26 protein-coding genes, 1 tRNA gene and 1 riboswitch are annotated in these 22,686 nt (G+C 37.6%); of the genes, 17 read left to right on the top strand and 10 right to left on the bottom strand.

The features are described from left to right. Positions 1–7: 7 nt before the first annotated feature. Positions 8–382, bottom strand: a complete 375-nt coding sequence (locus BV906_RS14955) for a GntR family transcriptional regulator (protein ID WP_087974435.1) — start codon at positions 380–382, stop codon at positions 8–10. Positions 383–1,048: 666 nt separating this feature from the next. On the opposite strand from BV906_RS14955, the gene BV906_RS14950 reads away from it, so the two are divergent. Both BV906_RS14950 and BV906_RS14945 read left to right on the top strand, forming a co-directional pair. Then, positions 1,049–1,810: an exodeoxyribonuclease III gene (locus BV906_RS14950; RefSeq protein WP_087974434.1), complete on the top strand. Its 762-nt coding sequence runs from the start codon at positions 1,049–1,051 to the stop codon at positions 1,808–1,810. A 54-nt stretch (positions 1,811–1,864) separates the two neighbouring features. Further along, positions 1,865–2,260: a VOC family protein gene (locus tag BV906_RS14945; protein ID WP_087974433.1), complete on the top strand. Its 396-nt coding sequence runs from the start codon at positions 1,865–1,867 to the stop codon at positions 2,258–2,260. Positions 2,261–2,345: 85 nt separating this feature from the next. Here the strand turns inward: BV906_RS14945 and BV906_RS14940 are convergent, their stop codons facing one another. The 3 genes from BV906_RS14940 to BV906_RS14930 form a co-directional block, all read right to left on the bottom strand. After that, positions 2,346–3,293, bottom strand: coding sequence for an MBL fold metallo-hydrolase (locus tag BV906_RS14940; RefSeq protein WP_087974432.1), 948 nt, complete (start codon positions 3,291–3,293; stop codon positions 2,346–2,348). 130 nt (positions 3,294–3,423) lie between these two features. Next, positions 3,424–4,779: a tripartite tricarboxylate transporter permease gene (locus tag BV906_RS14935; protein WP_087974431.1), complete on the bottom strand. Its 1,356-nt coding sequence runs from the start codon at positions 4,777–4,779 to the stop codon at positions 3,424–3,426. Between the two features lie 3 nt (positions 4,780–4,782). Continuing rightward, the gene (locus BV906_RS14930; RefSeq protein WP_245844193.1) at positions 4,783–5,046 is read right to left on the bottom strand and encodes a hypothetical protein; all 264 of its coding nucleotides are present in this window, start codon (positions 5,044–5,046) and stop codon (positions 4,783–4,785) included. Between the two features lie 169 nt (positions 5,047–5,215). On the opposite strand from BV906_RS14930, the gene BV906_RS14925 reads away from it, so the two are divergent. From BV906_RS14925 to BV906_RS14900, 6 genes are all read left to right on the top strand, one after another. Then, positions 5,216–5,830 carry a spore coat protein gene (locus BV906_RS14925; RefSeq protein WP_087974430.1) on the top strand — a complete coding sequence of 205 codons (615 nt, stop codon included), beginning with the start codon at positions 5,216–5,218 and terminating at the stop codon, positions 5,828–5,830. Positions 5,831–5,943: 113 nt separating this feature from the next. Then, positions 5,944–6,738 (top strand): TIGR00266 family protein, encoded by a 795-nt coding sequence (locus tag BV906_RS14920; RefSeq protein WP_087974429.1) that lies wholly within the window; start codon positions 5,944–5,946, stop codon positions 6,736–6,738. A 76-nt stretch (positions 6,739–6,814) separates the two neighbouring features. Further along, positions 6,815–6,985: a YfhD family protein gene (locus tag BV906_RS14915; RefSeq protein WP_087974428.1), complete on the top strand. Its 171-nt coding sequence runs from the start codon at positions 6,815–6,817 to the stop codon at positions 6,983–6,985. A 194-nt stretch (positions 6,986–7,179) separates the two neighbouring features. Next, positions 7,180–7,635 carry a YueI family protein gene (locus BV906_RS14910; protein WP_087974427.1) on the top strand — a complete coding sequence of 152 codons (456 nt, stop codon included), beginning with the start codon at positions 7,180–7,182 and terminating at the stop codon, positions 7,633–7,635. Between the two features lie 79 nt (positions 7,636–7,714). Beyond that, positions 7,715–8,239, top strand: coding sequence for a type 1 glutamine amidotransferase domain-containing protein (locus BV906_RS14905; protein ID WP_087974426.1), 525 nt, complete (start codon positions 7,715–7,717; stop codon positions 8,237–8,239). Between the two features lie 26 nt (positions 8,240–8,265). After that, on the top strand, positions 8,266–9,411 hold the full coding sequence (locus BV906_RS14900) for a conserved virulence factor C family protein (protein ID WP_087974425.1): 1,146 nt from the start codon (positions 8,266–8,268) through the stop codon (positions 9,409–9,411). Positions 9,412–9,525: 114 nt separating this feature from the next. Here BV906_RS14900 and panF read toward each other — a convergent pair whose 3' ends face one another. From panF to BV906_RS14885, 3 genes are all read right to left on the bottom strand, one after another. After that, complete coding sequence (gene panF / locus BV906_RS14895) at positions 9,526–10,965, bottom strand: sodium/pantothenate symporter (RefSeq protein WP_087974552.1); 1,440 nt, start codon at positions 10,963–10,965, stop codon at positions 9,526–9,528. 5 nt (positions 10,966–10,970) lie between these two features. Then, positions 10,971–11,252, bottom strand: a complete 282-nt coding sequence (locus tag BV906_RS14890; protein ID WP_087974424.1) for a YhdT family protein — start codon at positions 11,250–11,252, stop codon at positions 10,971–10,973. A gap of 197 nt (positions 11,253–11,449) precedes the next feature. Continuing rightward, positions 11,450–11,782 (bottom strand): DUF4870 domain-containing protein, encoded by a 333-nt coding sequence (locus tag BV906_RS14885; protein WP_245844191.1) that lies wholly within the window; start codon positions 11,780–11,782, stop codon positions 11,450–11,452. Positions 11,783–11,923: 141 nt separating this feature from the next. On the opposite strand from BV906_RS14885, the gene BV906_RS14880 reads away from it, so the two are divergent. The 5 genes from BV906_RS14880 to BV906_RS14860 all read left to right on the top strand — a co-directional run bounded on the left by BV906_RS14880 (position 11,924) and on the right by BV906_RS14860 (position 15,499). Beyond that, positions 11,924–11,996 (top strand) — tRNA-Ala (locus tag BV906_RS14880). A gap of 309 nt (positions 11,997–12,305) precedes the next feature. Further along, positions 12,306–12,421: riboswitch (TPP riboswitch) on the top strand. Positions 12,422–12,515: 94 nt separating this feature from the next. Further along, complete coding sequence (gene thiW, locus BV906_RS14875) at positions 12,516–13,004, top strand: energy coupling factor transporter S component ThiW (RefSeq protein WP_087974423.1); 489 nt, start codon at positions 12,516–12,518, stop codon at positions 13,002–13,004. A gap of 61 nt (positions 13,005–13,065) precedes the next feature. Then, positions 13,066–13,887: a bifunctional hydroxymethylpyrimidine kinase/phosphomethylpyrimidine kinase gene (gene thiD, locus BV906_RS14870; protein WP_087974550.1), complete on the top strand. Its 822-nt coding sequence runs from the start codon at positions 13,066–13,068 to the stop codon at positions 13,885–13,887. Between the two features lie 20 nt (positions 13,888–13,907). Further along, complete coding sequence (gene thiE, locus BV906_RS14865; RefSeq protein ID WP_087974422.1) at positions 13,908–14,531, top strand: thiamine phosphate synthase; 624 nt, start codon at positions 13,908–13,910, stop codon at positions 14,529–14,531. A gap of 206 nt (positions 14,532–14,737) precedes the next feature. After that, positions 14,738–15,499 carry a MerR family transcriptional regulator gene (locus tag BV906_RS14860; protein WP_087974421.1) on the top strand — a complete coding sequence of 254 codons (762 nt, stop codon included), beginning with the start codon at positions 14,738–14,740 and terminating at the stop codon, positions 15,497–15,499. 130 nt (positions 15,500–15,629) lie between these two features. On the opposite strand, the gene BV906_RS14855 is transcribed toward BV906_RS14860, so the two are convergent. Then, positions 15,630–17,111, bottom strand: coding sequence for an MDR family MFS transporter (locus tag BV906_RS14855; protein ID WP_087974420.1), 1,482 nt, complete (start codon positions 17,109–17,111; stop codon positions 15,630–15,632). A gap of 519 nt (positions 17,112–17,630) precedes the next feature. On the opposite strand from BV906_RS14855, the gene BV906_RS19565 reads away from it, so the two are divergent. The 4 genes from BV906_RS19565 to BV906_RS14835 all read left to right on the top strand — a co-directional run bounded on the left by BV906_RS19565 (position 17,631) and on the right by BV906_RS14835 (position 20,034). Beyond that, a complete protein-coding gene (locus tag BV906_RS19565) occupies positions 17,631–18,143 on the top strand; it encodes a hypothetical protein (RefSeq protein WP_087974419.1) in 513 nt (170 codons plus the stop codon). Between the two features lie 64 nt (positions 18,144–18,207). After that, positions 18,208–18,396: a hypothetical protein gene (locus BV906_RS14845; RefSeq protein ID WP_087974418.1), complete on the top strand. Its 189-nt coding sequence runs from the start codon at positions 18,208–18,210 to the stop codon at positions 18,394–18,396. A 209-nt stretch (positions 18,397–18,605) separates the two neighbouring features. After that, positions 18,606–19,364 carry a polyphosphate polymerase domain-containing protein gene (locus tag BV906_RS14840; protein ID WP_087974417.1) on the top strand — a complete coding sequence of 253 codons (759 nt, stop codon included), beginning with the start codon at positions 18,606–18,608 and terminating at the stop codon, positions 19,362–19,364. A 1-nt stretch (position 19,365) separates the two neighbouring features. After that, positions 19,366–20,034: a DUF4956 domain-containing protein gene (locus BV906_RS14835; protein ID WP_087974416.1), complete on the top strand. Its 669-nt coding sequence runs from the start codon at positions 19,366–19,368 to the stop codon at positions 20,032–20,034. A gap of 57 nt (positions 20,035–20,091) precedes the next feature. Here the strand turns inward: BV906_RS14835 and BV906_RS14830 are convergent, their stop codons facing one another. Together BV906_RS14830 and BV906_RS14825 are read right to left on the bottom strand one after the other, a co-directional pair. After that, the gene (locus BV906_RS14830) at positions 20,092–21,648 is read right to left on the bottom strand and encodes a BCCT family transporter (protein ID WP_087974415.1); all 1,557 of its coding nucleotides are present in this window, start codon (positions 21,646–21,648) and stop codon (positions 20,092–20,094) included. Between the two features lie 237 nt (positions 21,649–21,885). After that, positions 21,886–22,686 (bottom strand): STAS domain-containing protein, encoded by an 801-nt coding sequence (locus tag BV906_RS14825; protein WP_087974414.1) that lies wholly within the window; start codon positions 22,684–22,686, stop codon positions 21,886–21,888.

The raw sequence follows: 22,686 nt of genomic DNA, 5'->3' as shown, positions 1-22,686 counted from the left end.
GATCCCCCTATTCGTTGGCATTCTCTGTATATTTTTCTTTAATTAATCCGATCAGTTCATCTATTGGCACATTAACTTTCCGAATCGATGTTACAAAAGAATCGACAGCCTGGGAAATAAGCTCCTCTCGTACTGCTTTTATAACCTTTTCATCGCTTGTAATTTTACTTGGACTATTTCCCTCGGTATAGATCAAACCCTCTTCCTCCATTTCTTTGTATGAACGTTGTGCTGTGTTAGGATTAATTTTTAACTGATTTGCTAATTCACGACGTGATGGAATTTCCTGACCAGGTTCAAAATTGCCAGTAGCAATTTGTTCTTTAAAATGCTGAACCACCTGTACGTACACAGGCTCCCTTTTATTAAAACTCACCTTCATGGCGCACGCTCCTATATTCTTTCTGAGATGGTTGTATTATTATTTGTGTATTACGCACTTAATACACAGTAAGTAAAAAGGGTGTATTAAACATGTAATACGGTGTTTGATTGTATTATACGGTTAATACACTTCAAATGTCAACGACCATTTTTAATAGACTGTTTTCTAGATTGGAACTGAGGTTACCCGTACTACCACCGAAAAAGATGTTATTATTGTCACAAAGTCTATAAACTGCTGCGAAATAACTTTAACCTGAATTCCTCCCATTCTTTAGAAGATGTGCTATTGCTACTGTCCGGGATCACTCTGGGCGGATGCTTTCCACGGCACGGCCTAAGTTTCCGAAGAGAAACCCACTCTGCTGGGTCTTTAGACACGTGCTTTTCCCGTAGGAGTCACCGCCCAGAGTGGTCGCCGAAGAGACTTATCTTATGTCGCATTTTATCTCAACTGCGATGACAAAAAGGCAACTATCATGGCGATGAGAGCCTTTTACTATCATTATTCGACAAGGTATTTCCCGGGAAATTATATTCCTACAAAAATCGATGGAAATTTCACTGATAAGGGGCAGGATATAGTAGCATTCCCACAGGGCCCTAGTTTTTACATATGTTAAAATAGAAAACAGAATTATAAATAGAGGGGAAATAATCATAAATGAAACTTGTATCTTGGAATGTAAATGGCATTCGTGCTTGTGTAAAGAAAGGATTTATTGATTATTTTAATGAAATCAATGCAGATATATTCTGTATTCAAGAGTCAAAACTACAGGAAGGACAAATAAAATTAGACTTGGAAGACTACTATCAGTACTGGAATTATGCGATTAGAAAAGGGTATTCGGGTACAGCTGTTTTCACTAAGAAAAAGCCAATAAATGTAAGGTATGGACTAGGTCAGGAGGATTCGCAAGATGAAGGTCGAATCATCACACTTGAATATGAAGAATTCTTCTTGGTAAATGTCTATACACCAAATTCAAAAAGAGATTTAAGCCGATTGGATTATCGGCTCGAATGGGAAGATGAACTATTTCGCTATTTAAATGAATTAGATGCAATTAAGCCTGTGATTTACTGCGGTGATTTGAATGTTGCACACAAAGAAATTGACCTGAAAAACTACAAGACAAACCATGGCAACTCTGGGTTTACGACCGAAGAACGTGGTAAAATGACCCATTTACTACAATCAGGATTCGTGGATAGTCTCAGACATTTCTATCCTGATAAAGAAGATATCTATTCCTGGTGGTCCTATATGAAAACAGTCCGTGAGAGAAATATCGGTTGGAGAATTGATTATTTTATCGTCTCAGAAAAATTAGTACCTATCTTAGGGGATTCCCAAGTGCATTCACTTGTTATGGGAAGTGATCATTGTCCGATTGTGCTTGAGATGGAAGATCTTTGTTAATACCAATTTTAGTAATAAGCGTGTTCACAAAACAACATAATGGAGGTATTGTAAATGAAATACATTGCACCATACATTCGGATCGAACACTGTAATGAAGAGTTGGATTACTATCAAAAGGCTTTTGGCGGGGAAATTAAAAATACACAAATGGCTGACGGAATAAAAATGTTCAAAGGTCATGAAGGTAAATGCATCCATGCTGAATTGCATATTAATAAAAGCTGCCAAATACACTTCTCAGATGTTTTTGACACAACTATTGTTAAGGGTAACAGCATTTTATTGCTTCTGGAACTAGAAAGCGAAGAAGAAATTAAACGTATTTATTCTAATTTGGCTGAAGCGGGCGAGATACAAATGGAGTTGCAGGATACTTTTTGGGGTGCTAAACATGCAATTGTAAATGATAAGAATGGAATAGCTTGGGAACTTAACTTCACGAAATAGTGATTATTTCAGATCTTCATATCTGCCAAGAAACCCATAAAGCCTGGGCTAGTTCCTTGGCTTTATGGGTTAAAAACCCACAACTCTACTGCTTCAATGTTTTAAAATAATCAACGATACCTAACGCACCTACTTGTAAATCCAGGTTAATAAGAATATAAACTTCATGCTCGTCATCTATTCCTTTTTCCCTGAGATATGTCCTGATCCTTTCAAGTAGTCTTTGTGATATTGTATCATAGCCCCTCCCCTCAACAATGGCCTGTTCCCCAACTTCCATATATACTTCAAGCCATTCAGAAACCTGATTCAATGCTTCCTCTGTTTTCTCTGTCATGCCAAAATGGCCATAATATATCCTGTGGAGTTTTTTATTCTGAATACGTTGGATTGATGCTTCCATATCATTCGGATTAAAATGATTTGGAGAAGTAGAAGGTAAAAACAGATCAACACCACTTGGCACTAATTGTTCATAGCGGACACCAACCGTATCACCGGTAAACATTCCATTACTTACGGGGTCATAAATACTAAAATGGTGCTTTGCATGACCAGGAGTATCCCAGAATTCCAATGTACATTCTGGTCCGATTTCCAATACATCGCCCTCCCCTTTTACGAGTAACCGATCTGCTGGAACAGATGTAATAGGATCAAATAATTCCGAGAAGCTATCACCATAAATAGCTCTTGCCCCTGAAGCAAGCTTTTTGGGGTCAATCAGATGCCTCTCCCCTCTTGGATGAACAACAATTTTTGCATTTGGACATTCCCTTATCAATAATCCCGCTCCACCTGCATGATCCAAATGAATATGCGTCACAATAATATACTTAACCTTATCCAATGAATGACCCAAAGCCGACAGTCCTGCCTTAATATATTTCACGGATGGACTGGGGCCAGTTTCAACCAATGTCAAATTTTCTTCATTAATTACGTAAGTTCCGGTTCGATTGGATACATCCAAGTCAAAGCCATCGATTAGATGTATTCGGTCATCTAATCTAATCGGGTCTTTTTCACGCATGATTCATCCTCCTATTTAAATTGATATATTTTTTATCGTTAAATTTATCATATCATATTTCGAAATTTCGAATAATAATTTTTGCAACAGCACTTCTGATAAACCTTGTATTATAGATATGTGGCAAACCCTATAATACAAGATTACCTACAATCCACGGCGCTGCATATAAAACCATGAACTGTACGCCATAATTAATTCCCCACCTATGTAATATCCCTGCTACTAAACCAATCAGTAGAACGCCCCCGATATTAATTAATCCTGCATCCATATAGGCCAACATGATAACAAGCGCTAAAAAAACACCAAGTAAAGCTTCGTGTGGTATATATTTAAAGACAAATGTGCAAATCTCCTGTGAATATTTCACAGTAACAAAATAGGTTAAACTAATTGCGATAACCGCCCCAATTACTGTGGCAATAACAAAGTCGCTCATCGATAAAATATGATGAAGATTATGATCTTCCGTAAATACAGGTGGTGCATTAAACAATGCCATACCCGGCCCCAGTGCTGTTGGAGATAATGGAACTCCAATAGCGATTATAGGAATTAGTATACCTGAAATATAGCCTGCATTCGTAACCCCATCCATACTGGAAATTGCTCTCGTCGCTCTTTTTATTGGATCCTTAATTCTGCTTGACAAAACCTCTCCAAGAAATATAGTCATTCCTGCTGGACTCATGAAAAATGTAAATACCCCAAGTACAGATGCAAAAGCGGAAGAAATTGTTTCTTTTTTATCCAAAATTTTAAATGGGTTTGGAAACCCCTTCATCTTTTTTTGCTTCTTTAAGATGATATTATTTGATTCTTTTCTTGGAAGATTACTACGAATTTCTTTATTTAATAACTCGAGTAACTTTAAAATAATTGGTCCAACAGTAATCCCTAGGAAAAACGAAGTAAATACTGTCGTATCTTCCGGAACCGCTCCTACTCCCCAATATAAATGACGTAATCCTTGAATAAGTAAGGCAAAAGGTACGATAGAAATAAGTGCAAGCCATCTATTCTTCGTCATAAGGGCAAGAAATACTGCACCCCCAAAAAATATTTGGTTGGAATATCCTGCAATCGTATCTCCAAAAGGGATAAGCAAGTTAGCAAGAATTAAGCTTAGCGGAACAGCGATAATCGTTCCTATTACAGATCCGGATGCCATTTTCCGGATGCTTACATCGGGCATCCCATGGCTCTTCAATACCATAGCATGTTCAACCATCGGTGCTGACATTACCCCTCCAGGAATACCTGCTATAGCAACTGGAATTGAATCGGTTAGCTTCTTGGCAACAATGGACGATATAAAGAAAGCCAAGACAGAAATAGGCTGCATACCAGATAACACGAGAATCAATGTAACCGGCATCAACACTGCGGTCTCATCTGTTCCAGGCGCTATACCAATAATCGTGTATAATACCGCACCAAAAATAGAAACTGCGATAAGCTCCATTAGTAAAGTTATATCCATTTTCTACTTCTCCTCATCCTCAAAACGAAGTGTTCTTTTTGGTTTAATGATGATGCTGCAAATCACAAAACCAACTACAACCCCAATCAACCCATATATTAATGACTTTTGTGGATTGTCTGGAGCAATTAAATAACCTCCCATCGCGGTTGCAGTACAAAGAAATATACTTAGTATCAAATCCTTTATATTGACCACATCTTCCCAAACCTCTATATTATTAGCCTGCTGTCTATCTTCTTTCTCCATTTCAGCGCTTTTATCCATAAATTGCTAGTCTCCTTTAAAATGGCAAATCACTTTCTAACGGATGGTAAAATTATATCGTTTTTTAATACGAAGAGCAAAAAATAGTAGGTATTTAACATTTTTTACAAGGAATATCTTATCCATTTTAGTTAAAAATATCTTCGACTAATTAAAGGAGGTTTTCATATTGTTTAATCAACAACAAAACCAGAATCTGCAAAGTTCCACACAAATGTCTGATCATCAGAGTCACGGTGGTCATGAAATGTTTGATGCCCATGAGGCAATATCAGGTCTTGTAGGTTGTATGGAAAAATCAATGCTCTACGAACAACATATCCAAGATCCAGAATTGAAGACAATGCTTCAAAAGCACAAGACATTTGTCGCTCAAACGTATAATACAATTGTCGAAACACTAAAGACAGGGCAAGAACCTACCGTTAAAACGCAAACTTACAATATGGCACAAAACAATAATGTAATCTATGGAATGAAGCCATCACAACCAAAAGCACCTGCACAATCTGCTGCAGAACTTAACGACCAAAGCATTTCCGGATTTATGATGGGAAATTTAAAATCATCTGCTTCCGCCTTTACAATGACCGCATTAGAAACAACCAATCCTGTTTTAAGAAGAGTGTTTGCTGATAGCATTCCGAATATCATCGAAATGGCATATGAGGTATTTTTATATCAAAATAAAAAACAGTACTACCAGGTACCACAATTAAAACCAGAAGACATGCAAATCTATATGAACAGTTTCGCCCCTGTTCAGAATACAATGCAACATTAAGTTATCAGAAGAGCTCTCATTTTCTAATGAGAGCTCTTTTTTCAAAACCTCCTGAATCTTTATCGACCCTTAAACGTATGATTAGTTAGAAACGATGAAGGGAAGTGTGAAATATGAATAATCATGAGATTGATTATAAGCTCTATGGCGATGATATGCAGTTCGTGGAGGTTGAACTTGATCCACAGGAAACAGTCATCGCAGAAGCAGGCAGTTTAATGATGATGGATGATCAAATTGAAATGGAAACTATCTTTGGTGATGGCACGGCAAGCCAAGGTGGGATCATGGGTAAATTACTCGGGGCTGGGAAACGCGTTATTACTGGCGAAAGTTTATTTATGACAACATTTACGAATCAAGGATCAGGTAAAAAACATGTCTCTTTTGCTTCCCCGTACCCAGGGAAAATTATTCCAATGGATTTAAGTGAAATCGAAGGGAAATTAATTTGTCAGAAAGATGCATTCCTTGCAGCAGCTAAAGGTGTTGCTGTTGGAGTTGAATTTCAAAGAAAAGTTGGTGCAGGTTTCTTTGGTGGTGAAGGATTCATCATGCAAAAACTGGAAGGCGATGGTATGGCCTTTGTACATGCTGGTGGTACGATTCACAAAAAGGTATTGGAACCAGGTGAGAAGCTAAAGGTGGATACAGGCTGTCTCGTAGCGATGACAGGAAGCGTCGATTATGATATTGAATATATCGGTGGTATCAAAACAGCTCTTTTCGGTGGTGAAGGACTATTCTTCGCCACATTAAGCGGTCCAGGAACAGTATGGGTTCAATCACTTCCATTCAGCAGATTAGCAAGCAGAATCTTCGCTGCAGCACCTGAACGTGGTGGTTCTAAAGGAGAAGGCAGTGTTGCTGGAGGATTATTTGATCTATTGGGTGGCGACAGAAAGTAATACTTACCAGGCAATAATAAAAGATTTTCGCACATACTATCCTATGTAACACACTCTTTAAAACGAGGTGATTAACATGGGTAGAGACGAACACAAAAGTAAGAAAAATAATTATTTAGCACAAACTCCTAAGAATTTAAAAACAACCGATGGAATCGATGTCGAATTCTCTAATGAATTTGCTGACGCGGATGACAAAGAAGCACAAGCAAGAAGCCGCGCTGCAGATAAACGAGCTAAAAAGTAAAAAGTGAGCTTTTAATCTCTAAGAAACCTTAGCGATTCGGTGGGACGTACAACCCTTTCCACACTTCTAGAAAATGTTTTTTTCAAGAAGCGATTCATTCTATGAATGAGTCGCTTCTTGCCCGTTTAGATTGATATCCTGAAATAGAATGTTGTACATTAGGAATAACCCAATATGAAGAAGGTGACGAATCAATGAGTAAGAAAAGTGTTGACGATTATTTAACAGATGGTTTATATGGAACTCGCCTACCGAAGGAGAACGAACGAATCGAGTTTCTTGGTACGCTAAGAGAACGTATTGTAATCGCTCTAACAATAGGTCAAGTCATGACAGATTCCGGCATTAAAAAACTGGAAGATGCAATCAAGGAAAATCCCAAAGCAAAATTACTTATTAATGGTCATGTCTCCTATCGCTTTTTACAAGCAGAAAAAGCCTTGGCCAATAAATATAAAATTCCTTATACAACGATTACGAATAATGAAAAGGATACAGATATTGGAGCTGTCCTAACATATGACCACGCAATTGATAAAGAGAATATATTCATTGAAGAGGAAGAGCCCAACGAAAAAAGTAAAGCTACATCCAACTCAGATGAACAAAAGCCATTTTTAGCAAAGATGAAACAATGGTTCGGACTATAATCTCCTTATTAGCATCTTAATCGAAATCTATCCTACCCTCTGTTACACTGAACATACTATAAGAGATGGAGGAATTCACATGCGACTGCAAGATAAAAAGATTATAGCATTAGTTGATAACGACTTTGAAGACCTAGAGCTTTGGTATCCGATTTTGCGTCTTCAAGAAGAAGGTGCGCAGGTTGATTTAGTTGGTAAGGAAGCAAAAAAGACATACATTGGAAAATATGGCGTCCCTGCAGAATCAGCATATGCTTTTATAGATATAAGAGTTGATGATTATGATGCCATCCTCGTTCCCGGTGGATGGGCACCAGACAAATTAAGGCGTTATCCAGAAGTACTTGATTTTATCCGTTCCATGGATGAATCTAAAAAACCAATTGGACAAATCTGTCACGCTGGCTGGGTACTGATATCCGCTAATATTCTACAAGGGAAACAAGTAACAAGTACACCTGGTATTAAAGATGATATGACTAACGCAGGTGCTACTTGGAGCGATGAGGCAGTTGTCGTTGATGGACATATTATTTCCAGCAGACGCCCACCAGATCTTCCGCCTTATGTGAAAGCTTTTGCTGATAAGTTAGCAAATGAGTAAATAAGGCCCTCTAGGAGGTATGAACAATGAAAATTGTATCAATTGAACCAACACCAAGCCCACATTCCATGAAAATAAATGTGAATGTGGAATTGCCTTCCGGTGAAAACTATAATTTTAATGAAAAAGATAATTTGGAAAAGGCTCCAAATTATATCAAACAGCTATTTGCTATAGAAGGAGTCAAAAATATATATCGGGTTGTTGATTTTATTGCGCTAGCACGAAATCCAAAAACACCATGGGAAGAGCTACTACCAAAAGTAAGGGACGTGCTTGGTACGGGAGAAGACATAGAACAACCCGCCGCTGCTCCTCCTAAACAAGTAAATGATGAGGCATTTGGTGAGGTTAAAGTCTTTATCCAGATGTTCTGCGGCATTCCGATGCAGGTTAAATTGGAAGATGGTAACGAAGAAAAACGCCTCGGACTCCCGGAGCGTTTCACGGAGGCAGTTATCGAAGCTTCCCCTTCCTCGCCAAATGTAATCATGGACAGAAAATGGGTTGAACACCATCCACGATATGGTTCCATGGAGGAAATTGGTATTGATGTCGTTGAGGAACTATCAGCAAGTTACGATAATGAGCGTTTAGATGCATTGGTTAAAATAGCTTTTGAGGGAAATGAACCAACTGATGCAAAAATAAATAGAACAAAGAAAACTATTTCTCCAGAAACGTTGGATCATCCAGATTGGAAAGTACGCTATGCAGCACTTGATCGCCTTGACCCAACTTTGGAGGATTTACCATTGCTTAATAAGGCGTTGGATGATGAGAAGTCTTCGATTAGAAGGTTAGCTACTGCCTACTTAGGTATGATTGAAGAGCTGGAAGTGCTCCCGTTCTTATATAAAGCATTAAAAGACAAAGCAATAAATGTCAGGCGCACTGCTGGTGATTGTATTTCCGATCTAGGTTTTAAGGAGGCAATGCCTGAAATGATTGAATCGCTTTCTGATTTCAGCCGCATTGTACGCTGGCGGGCAGCAATGTTTTTATTTGAACTTGGAGACGAATCTGCAATTCCGGCACTAGAAGCTGCTGCTGAAGATTCTGAATTTGAAGTTCGCATGCAGATTCAATTGGCTCTTGAGCGTATTAAAGGTGGAGAAGAAGCAAAAGGATCTGTCTGGCATCAAATGACACAGGCTACAACGAAAAACTGATGTGAGCATCTCGGGCTGCCGTGAATTATAGAGCAACATACAGTACAAAAAGCAATATCTAAAAAAACCTCTTTCATGTAGAAAGAGGTTTTTTCATTTTATGATATTCAGTTATTAATTTTCCAATGCAACCCTATTTTTCCCAGTAACAAGACTGAAACTAACATATGCGATAAATGCTAATACAATTGCAGTTACAACAGAATGCATGCCAAATGGCTGTGGGTAAAATGATTCAAACATAATATAGCTGCCAACACCAGTAATCATCGATGCAATGGCACCGTATTTATTACCCTTTTTCCAATAGAGGCCCATTACAATCGGCCAAATAAATGCGGCTTCCAGTCCACCCATTGAAAATAGATTTAGCCATATAATTAAGTCTGGAGGATTTAACGACATTGTAATGACGATTATTCCAATTACTGCAGTAACCGACATACTCAGTCCCTTCACTTTGGTCTCCTTTGCATCAGGTTCAATATAATTTAAATAAATGTCTTTTACAATTGTTGAACTGACTAATAATAATAATGAATTCACAGTAGTCATAATGGCTGCCATTGGTGCAGCCAAGATTATTCCTGCAAGCCAGCTCGGCAATACTTGCTGTGCAACAAGTGGCATGACGGTATCACCTATTTCCACCCCTGGCATAATTGGTCTTGCAAAAACGCCAATTAAATGCATATTCAGCATGATGAAACCGACTACGATTGTACTGATCATAATTCCCAGGTGCATGGATTTAGAGTTTTTATAGGACATCGTACGTACTGCAATTTGCGGTAATGCTACAACACCAACACCAACCAATACCCAAAAAGATGATACATATGCTGGTGTCAAATCAGCATTCGCACCAAATGGTGTAATTAGATTTGGATTCTCCGCTGCAAGATTGGAAATAATGTTAGGTACACCTCCACCAGCAATAATAATAGCAATTAATAAGATTAAAGTACCAATTAACATAATGATACCCTGTAGTGCATCAGTTATAGCTACCGCACGAAATCCGCCGATGACAACATATACGAGTACAGATATTGAAAAAATAAATAATGCTGTCATATAGGAAAAGCCTGTTAATGATTGGATTAAACGACCCCCGCCGATCCATTGCGCAGACATGGCAGAAAAGAGAAAGATTAATATACTCATAGCAGAGAGGATTACAACCCATTTGGATTGATAACGATCTCTCAAGAAATCGACAATTGTAATCGCTTTGTACTTCCTCGTTACAATTGCAAACTTTTTCCCTAAAATCATTAAGACAAAATACCCTGTAGATAATTGAGTCATGGACAGCAAGACCCAAGCAAGACCTTCATTATACGCAGTACCCGGTCCACTCAAGAAACTACTTGCACTTCCATAAGTAGTGACCATTGTCATGGCCAGTACAAACCCTCCTAAGCTGCGCCCTCCTAGAAAGTACTCCTGTAAAAATGAATCTGTTGTTTTAACATATTTCCCTGCCCACATTCCAATAACAAAAATAATCATGATAATTAATAATAATGGTAAAATAGCCTGCCAATTCATCATTCCTAAATCTCCTCATCATCATCTAATGGAATGTCTGTAAAGAATAACTTTAAAACAATCCATACGAGAATAACCATTACAATAAATCCTAGAACACAACTGTAAAAAAACCATGCCGGCAGCCCAAGAACATATGAATATTCCGATGGATCTTTACTTCCTAACCCATACGCAAAACCGTACCACCAAGCAAAGTTAAAAAGGACTAAACCTATTCCAATAATTGCCTCTTTATTCGCTATTTTATATCGGAAATCATCCTGATTAATATCTGGTTTATTCATTAAAAAGCACTCCCTAATTGTTCAAGTAGTTCTGATGTGATTATATTTTTGCATAATATCAATATAATGTAAGTTGGACAGGTATGTAAACAAGTAATATAAAATAGAAGGACTCAACCAATGTTGGTTAAATCCTTCTTTTTTATATGAGAGCATATTTGATTAGGTATCCTTGTTATAGAACTTGAGCATAAATATTAGTTCCCTAATTTAATGAAGTGGATAATTAAAGGAAACTTATACTGCTCCCCCTGATATGATTTCACCGCTGCAATGATCGTAAAAATAATTGCCATAATACCTAATATAATAACGATAACAATCCCTACTAATAATAGTATTAATATAGAACCAATCACTCCATAAATAAAATAAGACATAAAAAAATTAAAATATTCCTTTCCATGGTAATCAACAAATTCGGATTCATCCCGTTTTAGCAACCAGATAAGTAATGGGCCTAAAATGGGAAAAGGAAAGCTAAGCACATAGATCAGCATAGAAAATAATCGTTCATCATTGGTTGGCAAAGAATCTCCCCTCACTTTGTAATCATTAACAGTAACAATATTTACTGTTATATATAGTATATCTTCTAGGGTTAAAAGTCATTACTAAAGTTCCGCTTGAAAGATCTATAAAAAACAGCTATAATCTTAATTATGATCTTCGGGGCATTAGCTCAGCTGGGAGAGTGCTTGCATGGCATGCAAGAGGTCAGGGGTTCGAGCCCCCTATGCTCCATTCTTAAAAATTAAAAGGTTAGATGGGACTTGTAGAAAACATCCTATCTAACCTTTTTATTGTATAATAAAAATAATTTTACTAAGAAGTTAGACTGCGTGGTAGAATCTGCTTAAGCAATGGTACTTAATAAACTAATTGAAGAATAGTCGAGTGGTCGCTTTTTATTTTACCTCTTTGATAATATTTGTATTCTATCCACTTTCAAATTATCTCTACGGTTAATTTATTTCGTACGTTGAAATCACCAATGACAAAAGCATTTTCATTTGATATACTTAATATAATATTCAAATTAATTTCATATGTAAGAACTACTAGGGGTGCCCAAAAATATGTGGGCTGAGAGGAAAGCATATAATCTTTCCGACTCTTATGGACCTGATCTGGTTAATACCAGCGGAGGGAAGTAGTCAGACGTCAGTATATCGTCTACTCTATTTTCAGCCTATCAAGCCAGGTCCATTATGGATCTGGCTTTTTTGTGTAGTTCTTTATGTAAAATGAAGGGAGAAAGTTATGAACCGAACGCTTCTGTTAACGACGATGGCCGTTTTTGTAGCAATTGGAACGATAGGTGCTCAGTTACTGTGGTTCCCAACAGGTGTCGCACGTGCGTACCCTGTTCAGCATGCAGTCAATGTCATGGCAGCTGTCATGCTTGGGCCAGGTCCTGCAGTTGCCATTGCCTTTATGATTGGTTTGCTCAGGAATCTACTCGGCCTCGGGACATTACTTGCTTTTCCTGGAGGCATGGTCGGTGCTTTTCTAGCTGGCTACCTCTATAGAAAAGTCGGTAAAAAAGGGTGGGCAGTGATTGGAGAGTCGGTTGGCTCCGGAATCATCGGGGCACTTTTCGCAGTGCCTTTTGCCCGAATTTTAATGGGTACCTCAGTTGGTGCACTTGCCTTTTTGCCAGGGTTTCTTGTTAGCAGCATTACCGGTGCTTTCATTGGCTGGTTTATCGTTTCACGGGTTAAAACTAAAAATCTAGTACGTATTAATTAGGAGGATATTAAATGGCATTTACATGCAAAGAATATCCATCAAAAAGGACGGTGTCAAATCTATGAAACAAATACCATGCGCCCTTACCATTGCCGGGACAGATCCCAGTGGTGGGGCAGGAATTCATGCTGACTTAAAGACATTTCAAGAGTTAAAAAGCTATGGTATGTCTGTGATTACTTCAGTAGTTGCCCAGAATACTACTGGTGTTCAGGACATTCATCATGTCCCGCTTGATATGATAAAACAGCAGTTGGATTCCGTTATTACGGATATGCCTGTTCATGCATTTAAGACTGGAATGATTGCCAATATAGATATGATGAAAATAGTCGTTAATAAGATTTCAAAGTTAAATGCTCCGTATGTTATGGATCCTGTTATGGTTGCAACAAGTGGAGACCCATTAATTGAAGAAAATGCACGTGATTTTTTACGTGAGCAACTTTTGCCATTAACTACTGTAGTGACACCAAATATCCCGGAAGCTGAATATCTGACTGGCGAAAGTATTAAAACGGTTGATGATATGAAACAAGCTGCAGAGCATATTGTTGTGAATTTTGGTGCGGGAGCTGCACTTGTGAAAGGTGGTCATATGAAAGGTGAAGCAATTGACTTCTTATATGATGGTTCAAGCATACATACCTTTACTTCCAAACGAATCAATACCAAAAATACACATGGAACAGGTTGTACATATTCTGCAGCTATTACAGCCTATTTAAGCCAAGGCCTGCCGTTAGTTGAAGCCGTTAAAAAAGCTAAGCATTTCGTTACGGAAGCAATTCAACATTCCTTCCCACTTGGATCTGGAAGTGGCCCAACAAACCACTGGGCTACACGTGGGGAGGAAATGAAAAATGAATCCAGCTATCATTAAGAAGGTAAGGGGAGAGATTGATGACATATCAAATAAAGCAAAGCTTGCGTAAATATTTTATTATGGGCAGCCAAAACTGTTCCCGTAATCCTACAGAGATTTTAGAATCAGCAGCTGAAGCTGGAGTTACAGCATTTCAATTTCGCGAAAAGGGACCCAAATCACTTACTGGCAATGCGAAGTTAGAATTAGGCAAACAATTAAGAGATATATGCCGAAAGCATCATATTCCATTTATCGTTAATGATGATATTGATTTGGTAACCCCTCTAGATGCAGACGGGATTCATGTTGGACAAGATGATGTATCAGTAGAAGAATTACGTAAAATGTTTCCAACTAAGATAATTGGGCTTTCTGTATCAAATCCCTACGAAGTTGAAAAAAGTCCTCTACAGTTGGTTGACTATATCGGTGCAGGTCCAATTTTTGCTACAAATACAAAAACAGATGCTAAAGCAGCTGTTGGAGTAGAATGGATAATAACATTAAGAAATCAGTTTCCCGACCTGCCTATTGTTGGGATTGGAGGCATCAACACTGAAAATGCGTTGTCTGTAATTGAAGCGGGTGCTGATGGTGTATCTTTTATATCAGCAATTACAGCTGCAAACGATATTAAACTTGCCGTACAACGCTTATAGGTTATAGAAACTTCTTTCTTGACAAGAATAATCGAAATAGGAATTTCAAAAGGGGTGGAAAAATAACTTTTTCACCCTTTTGATTATTTACTTCGATTATTGTTGTGTTAGGAAGGACTTTTTGACTTCCACAAATAAGTTCATAATTCCGCTTGACCTTTACCCAACGTAAAGGTTTATGATAACAATTGTCAGGAGGAATACAGATGGAATACACGGTTAATAAATTAGCTAAAATTTCAGGCGTTAGCGGCCGCACACTCAGGTATTACGACCAAATCGGACTGCTTAAGCCAGCAAGAATAAATTCTTCGGGCTATCGCATATACGGACAGAAAGAAGTTGATCTGCTTCAACAGATCTTATTCTACCGTGAATTGGAAGTAAGTCTGGAAGAAATTATGGACATTATGAATGAGCCCACCTACAATCAGACAAAAGCGCTCGAAAATCATTATAAAAAACTGATGCAAAAACGTTCCCACCTTGACAAACTAATGGCAACTGTCGAGAAGACGATTGCAAGCAAAAAAGGAGGAATACCTATGCAAGATAAGGAAAAATTTGCAGGATTTAAGGATAAAATCATCGAGGAAAATGAACAAAAGTTTGGTAAGGAAATTCGCGAAAAGTATGGCGATGAGACGGTTAATGCCAGCAACGCAAAGTTGAGAGGAATGTCTGAAGAGGATTTCAAATCCATGAACGACCTAGGGGAAGAAATAATGCTATTGCTTGAAAGAGCATATAAAACTGGAAATCCAGCCTCAGACTTGGCACAAGAAGTTGCTGCAAAACACAAACAGTGGCTAATGTATGCTTGGCCTAACTACTCAAAAGAAGCACATGCAGGTCTTGCAGAAATGTATGTTTCAGATGAACGTTTCACTGCTTACTATGACAAGGCTATCAAGGGCGGCACAGAATTCTTACGAGATGCGCTATTAATTTTTTTAGATATGAAGTAAGTATAATGCAAGAAAAAACAAATCCCCTTTCAGACCGATCATCTAAAAGGGGATCATTTGCATGAAATACTTTTTATCCTGCTACACCAATGAGTATGTTCCCCACTGAATGGTGTTTCACCTTACCAAATCATTCCTTCTTAGACAATTGTTCGGTTTCAATTGGTGCAGCACGGTAAACAAAGAAAGCCATAATTACAGCAATGATTGACATGGCAAATGCAATAAAGTAAACCAGCTCTACACCTGCTACCATCGCCTCATTTACAACCATTAAGTCTGTTGGATCATTTGAATGTTGCAAAACACTTTTTTGCCTTGCATTCATGATACCAATAAAGACGGAGACACCTATTGCCCCTGCAACTGGCTGTAATGTTGTCATAACTGCCGTTCCATGTGGGTAAAGTTCTTTCGGAAGTTGGTTTAATCCATTTGTTTCGGCAGGCATCATCGTTGCAGAAACGGATATCATTAATAATATATACCCAACAATAATTACCCATAGCGGTGTATTTAAGTCTAACCTGCTCAACATAAACATAGTTGCGCATAATACAAGGGTTGCAGGTACCATCAATACACGAGGCCCGAACTTATCAAATAGGCTCCCCATTACCGGTGACAAGGCACCATTTAAAATACTACCCGGTAATAGGATTAAGCCTGCTGTAGCAGCCGTTAAAGCTAAAGGTCCTTGCATATAAATCGGTAAAATAATTTCAGATGCAAACATCGCCATAATGATAATCAAAAACAGGATAACCCCATGCGTATACATCGGGTAACGAAATACCCTTAAATCGATGAGTGGTTCTTTAAGCTTGAACTGCCTTAATGAAAAGAACAGTACAGCAATAAATCCTACCAAAATGATAGAATAAACTTTAGGATCCAAAAACCCAGCTTCACTTTCCCCTGCCGAGCTAAATCCATACACAATGGCACCAAACCCAATTGTTGATAAAATAATCGATAGGACATCTATTTTCGGCTTCGTAACTTCAGAAACATTCACTAAATATTTATAAGCAAATGCGATGGAAAATAATGCAAATGGGATAACGATTATAAATAAATACCGCCAGCCTAAATATTCAACAATGACTCCAGATAAAGTTGGCCCAATAGCCGGAGCAAACATAATAACGAGTCCAATTATCCCCATGATTTTCCCACGTCTGTGTGGTGGATATATTAATAAAAATACATTAAACAAAATCGGCATTAAAAGCCCTGTACCAACTGCCTGTATCAACCTTCCTGTTAATAAAACAGGGAAAGTTGGAGCAAGTGCACTTATCGTAGTTCCAATCGTAAATATAATCATCGTACTCAAAAATAATTGGCGCGTTGTGAACCATTGTAGTATTAGAGCTGAAGCAGGGATAACAATTCCCATCACTAACATGAAACCAGTAGCCATCCATTGTACAGTGGTAAGGGAAATATTAAACTCATCCATTAGCGTAGTTAAAGCAATATTTAATAAAGTTTCATTTAATATAGCAAAAAAAGCACCAATTATTAGGGATAGCATAATTGGCATAACTTTTACATTTGGATCATCTATCAGATATTCATACTTTTTTGGTTGATTATTATCATTCATACAAAAAACCCCTTCACTTAACTATTTAAGACAAAACGTCAAACATATATTCACAAAGTAGGAAAAAGTTTTTCGCATATGTTATTTTCACAATGTTTGGGACGGGTGGTTACTTTCTTCACCGAAAAGAGTTGTTGCTTTTTAAGTATTGCTGAGTTGAGATAAGCTACGAAGGAACTTTAAGTTTATTTACAGAATCGTGCTACATATCTTTCGATTGGACGAGCAGTGTGTAGGCAACTTTTTAGAAAACAGGCCTTCGAGTAAATACAATCTATAAAAACCTCTATACCTTATTTAATTCATATTCTGCAAAATTGGCAGGATAATCTTACCACGCTATCTGTATACTTACAAGAACATTTTTCAGGGCCATCCTCATTAAGTTATAAAGCACATGTGAAACTGACTTTCAACATGATTTCTTAGCCCATTCTGCAAAAATTAATCCCAAACTAGACTAATCTCCCATATAGTAAAGAGAACGATTTTTGTTAACATATAAGGGAGGAAATATAGATGAATTATAACCAACCACCGTATGATGAGGAAGAAAGACAATTTAATCTGCCTGGTTATTTATTAGGACAGTTTTTTGGCCCTGGCGGGTCAGGTGGTCCTGGTGGAGGACCTGGTGGGTTTCCTGGTGGACCCGGATTCCCTGGCGGCGGGCCTGGTGGGTTTCCTGGTGGACCCGGTTTCCCTGGTGGAGGGCCTGGCGGGTTTCCTGGTGGACCTGGATTCCCTGGTGGTGGGCCTGGTGGAGGTGGTGGACAGCAAACAGGTGCACCGACAACTGCACCACCAAACTTCACACCTACCCAGTCACAATTTCAAACATTCGCCGTAGACCCTGGTGGAATCCGCGGCTGCTTATTCAGATTTACCTATGTATGGCTAAGAAGGGATTCTTTTTGGTATTATCCAACCTTTGTAGGTAGAAATTCCATTGCTGGTTTTAGATGGACGGGATTCAGATGGGTATATTTCGGCATTGATTTAAATAGAATCGAATCCTTCCAATGCTACTAGTAATAGAAAACATACTCATATAATGAACAAAGATTTTTATTTTATATATTGAGGAAAGGTGATAATGCACCAATTGGCATTAATCTTTTTAGCGGCAATTCTTGCAGGATTTGCTCTCATTGCTGTAGCTACAAATACGGTAGGGACATTTTTATCACCGACCATGATTCGTGTCTCCATTTTCGTTGGAGCGATTGTCATTATATTGTTCGCTTTAGCAATGCTTTGTCCATTCTGCATATACACTATTTAATAGCTGTTTAAAGGAAATAAGAGCTAAGTACTTTTTATTTTAGCTTATCAAGCATAGGAACTTAGAGCTCAAGGCTCTAAGTTTTTTTGTTTTTGGTGGAATTTAATCAACATTAATAAATCCACATCAATTTCTCATGAAAGTCTAATCTTTCTCACATTATGGTCTTATAGATAGTGGCTAATATGGTTATTAGGAGGATGATTTATATGGCACTAGAGATTTTTAGAAGAAAAGAACAAAAGTATCTTATTACTATGGACCAGTATGAAAAATTAATTGACAAAATTTCATCTTATATGCGACCCGATAAGTTCGGTCAAAACGGTAAGTATACCGTTACAAGCTTATATTTTGAAAGTAATGACCGCAAAATTTACTTTGAGACGAAAAACAAACTTAAATATCGCCAAAAGTTGCGTTTACGGGTTTACAATGACACAGACATTTCAGGGACAGCTTTTTTTGAAATAAAACAAAAGCACAAGAAAGTTGTAAACAAAAGAAGAATGCTCCTTCCACTGTATGAAGCCTATCGTTACATTGAAATGGAGGAGGATTGTATCGATAATTATAAAACATCAAATACACAAGTACTCCGTGAAATTGATTATTTTCGTAATCTATATCAATTAGAGCCAGAAATGATTGTAAGTTATGATCGACATGCCCTTCACTGTTTAAGCGATTCTGACTTAAGAATTACCTTTGATTTTAATCTAAAATGTAGAAACAATGATCTTTCATTGGAAAATGGAGCATATGGGAATTACTTCATTGATCCAAATCTAGTAGTCTTAGAAGTAAAAGTAAACGAAAGTGTTCCGCTTTGGTTAACACGGATCTTACAGGATTTAGACTGTGAGCAAAGAAGTGCATCAAAGTTCTGTACTAGTTTGGAACTATTAAAGAAAAGTACACTAACAAATGATTCTGCAAATGAAAACGTACTAATTGGAGGAATATAAGATGAATGAGTTATTTCAGATTAATGGAAACGAATCTACTATATTTATGAGTTTACTGGCAATGGCAATCGCGACAATTCTGAGTATTATTATTACGAAAGTATATCAACTTACCTTTACTGGAGAAAGGTATTCTCAAAACTTTGTCCATACAATTATTATTATGAGTGTCGTTGTATCTGTTGTTATGAATGTAGTCAGCGGAAATGCCGGTGTCGCATTTGGATTATTTGCTGTCTTTTCTTTAATCCGTTTCAGGAGCGCTGTGACAGACGCAAAGGATATTGCCTACATATTTTTTGGACTTTCCGTAGGGATGACAAGTGGTCTTTACCAATTTGACTTAGCAATTATCCTGACTATCTTTGCAAGTATGCTATTTTATTTACTGTATAAATTTAATTATGGGAAGGGTAAAGATACACAAATTTTAAAAGTAACAGTTCCAGAGAATCTAAACCATGAGAACCTACTGGACGATGTTTTCAGTCAATTCACCATTAATCATTCCCTTCGCCAGGTGGAAACTACCAATCTTGGAACAATGATTATGTACACTTATGCAATACGGAACAAAAGTGAAACGAATGATAAAGAATTGCTTGATCGTATTCGAGAAAAAAATGCAAACTTAAAAGTCTCCATTACGTATATGGAACATCAAGAATAAAAAAAAGGCCATCCAAATTCACAAACGAAAATTTGGATGGCACTACAGGTTTATTTATTAATATTTTTTATCCTCTTTTTTCCTCATTTCACGTTGCCAAATGAGACCTTGTTCCAACGCCATTTTCTTCGCAATCCTTGGCGCATTCCACAAAGGTGGTAACAATAACAATGATACCGGAACTGCGGTTATGATAATAGAATTCTGAATGGAAGCAATACTGTTCTCACCAATTGTTAGAATAACCATCGTTGTCGCACCAAAAATCAATGCCCAAATAACACGGAGCCAGCGTTTGGGATGATCATTTCCCTCTATTGTAGCTGCTACTGTATATGACATTGTATCTGTTGTTGTAGCAACAAACACAATCGATACAAGTAGAAAACCTAAGCCCATTAAGGTACCCATTGGAAGTTGATCTGTAATTGCCATAACTGCTGCCGGCATTCCGCCTTCACTCAGGGCATTTGAAATGGATCCAGGATTTTCCCTTTCAAAGAATACGCCTGTACCACCAACAATGGAGAACCAAAAATTGTTAACAATTGGGGCTACAATTGACACCGCAATGATTAACTCGCGAATCGTCCTTCCACGTGAAATTCTACTAATAAATACAATTAGCATTGGGGCGTAACCAATAAACCATCCCCAGAAAAAGATAGTCCAACCTGAAAGCCAACCCTCATCCCCACGATACATGCTCATCGTAAAGAAGTTTTGCAAATGAAATCCTGTACCACCTATAAATGCATCAATAATAAACATTGTAGGTCCGATAATGAGTACAATAATAGCTAACAATATCGTGAATTTTACGTTCCAGTTACTAAGATGGTAAATGCCACGGTCCACTCCTGTAGCAGCAGAAATTGCTGCAATTAATACGAGTACCATGACAACAATAATACTCACTGTTAACGTATTTGGAACACCAAATAAGTGATTAAGCCCGTACGATATTTGTAATCCTAAGAAACCGAGCGGTCCCAAGGTACCAGCAACAGTCGCAATAATTGAAAAAATATCAGCGGTCGAACCAACTATACTATTATGATATATTTTTTCGCCAAACATTGGATATAACAATCCCCTTGGTTTTAAGGGTAAACCTTTATTATAGTGAACGTACATCATCACAACAACCGCAAGAGTTCCTAAAATAGCCCAGGCAGTAAAGCCCCAGTGCATAAAGGCCTGAGCGAATGCTGCATCGAAATTATTAAATTGACCACCACCGAATAATGGCGGTGAATCCATATAGTGATACATCGGTTCAGCAGCAGCCCAAAATACGCCCCCACTTGCAAGTAAGGTAACTAAAATCATAGAAACCCAACCAAAATAACTATATTTAGGTTTATCTTGCTTCCCTAATTTGACCTTGCCATATTTTGAAATAGCTAAACCAAGACCGATGAAAAAGTTTGCAAGCAACAGTATTTGCCAATAGGCACCAAATAAATCAGATGAATAGGCAAATAAAGTATTTACTACACCGCCAACCATCTCATTATTCACTAATGAAAATATTATAAACGCAAGTAAAAACCCTCCACTTACGATGAATACAGGCCAATCAAGACCCTTCTTCCTCTTTTTTGAATCCACGCTTTACCTCCTAATTTTTCTAGGAACAAGTGCCCATAACATAGTTTTCCTTAGTCATTAAAGACCGTTGGATGAAACTTAGATAATTGAGTAGTTGAAATCAATTATTTAATGACGGTGTTCCACCAACTTGCTCTAGTTTTGTAACACAAGTTTCTATTATAGGTATATTTTATTAATCTTACAAATAATATCCCCATCTTATAAAATTTAATACAGAGCACATATATCACAAGCCTATTTTTTTATTATGTAAGTTGAGAAAGCTTGTTGGAGGTTGCTATATGTTTTGACTTTAGAAAAATCAATCCCTAAGCTGACCATTGTATGAGAGACTTCAGGGCGGATACCTACTAAGACGGTTTTAACACCAATAAGTTCCAATGAATCAACGATCTTAAATATGTGATACGCAATCAGCGTATCAATAATTAAAATTCCAGACAAATCAATTAGAAGGTAATCCAATTCCCTCTTACTTACTTCATAAAGAGATTTTCGCATGAGACGCTCTGCACGTTTTTCGTCTATCCCTCCTATAATGGGGAGAATAGCGATTCCACCCATTATAGGGACAATCGGTGCAGAATGTGATAGGAATTCCTCTTCTTTCCTATTCAAGCTTTCTTGGATAGAAGCAATCGAAGCAGTGCTGTATGACTGAATAATTTTGTTATTGATGGAGTCAAATATATCTACAACCGTAAGCGAGGTTTCAAGTAGAACAGCCTGCTCGAGCATGATGGCTTTTAATCCATTCCAAAATATCCTTCTTACTTCGTAAATTTGACTAATACCACTATCCAGGCCTTTAGCTTCTATCCAAATTTGCCCAATCTTTTCCCCAAAACTCGCAGCATGATCTCCCGTATACTTCTTCTCTTCTAACGCTTCAATCGTTAATTCCAAATATTCATTTATATAATCATTAACATTCTCGGAGTTTCGGTATTCTGTAGCAACTTTCCTTACAAATATCCCTTTTCTTCTTTTAATTTTTCTACGATTACATTTATTTAACTTAAAAAATATTGACAA

Origin of the sequence: Oceanobacillus rekensis, from assembly GCF_002153375.1 — a bacterium.
Lineage (GTDB): Bacteria > Bacillota > Bacilli > Bacillales > Amphibacillaceae > Oceanobacillus > Oceanobacillus rekensis.
This window is presented reverse-complemented; position numbering and strand designations above follow the sequence as displayed.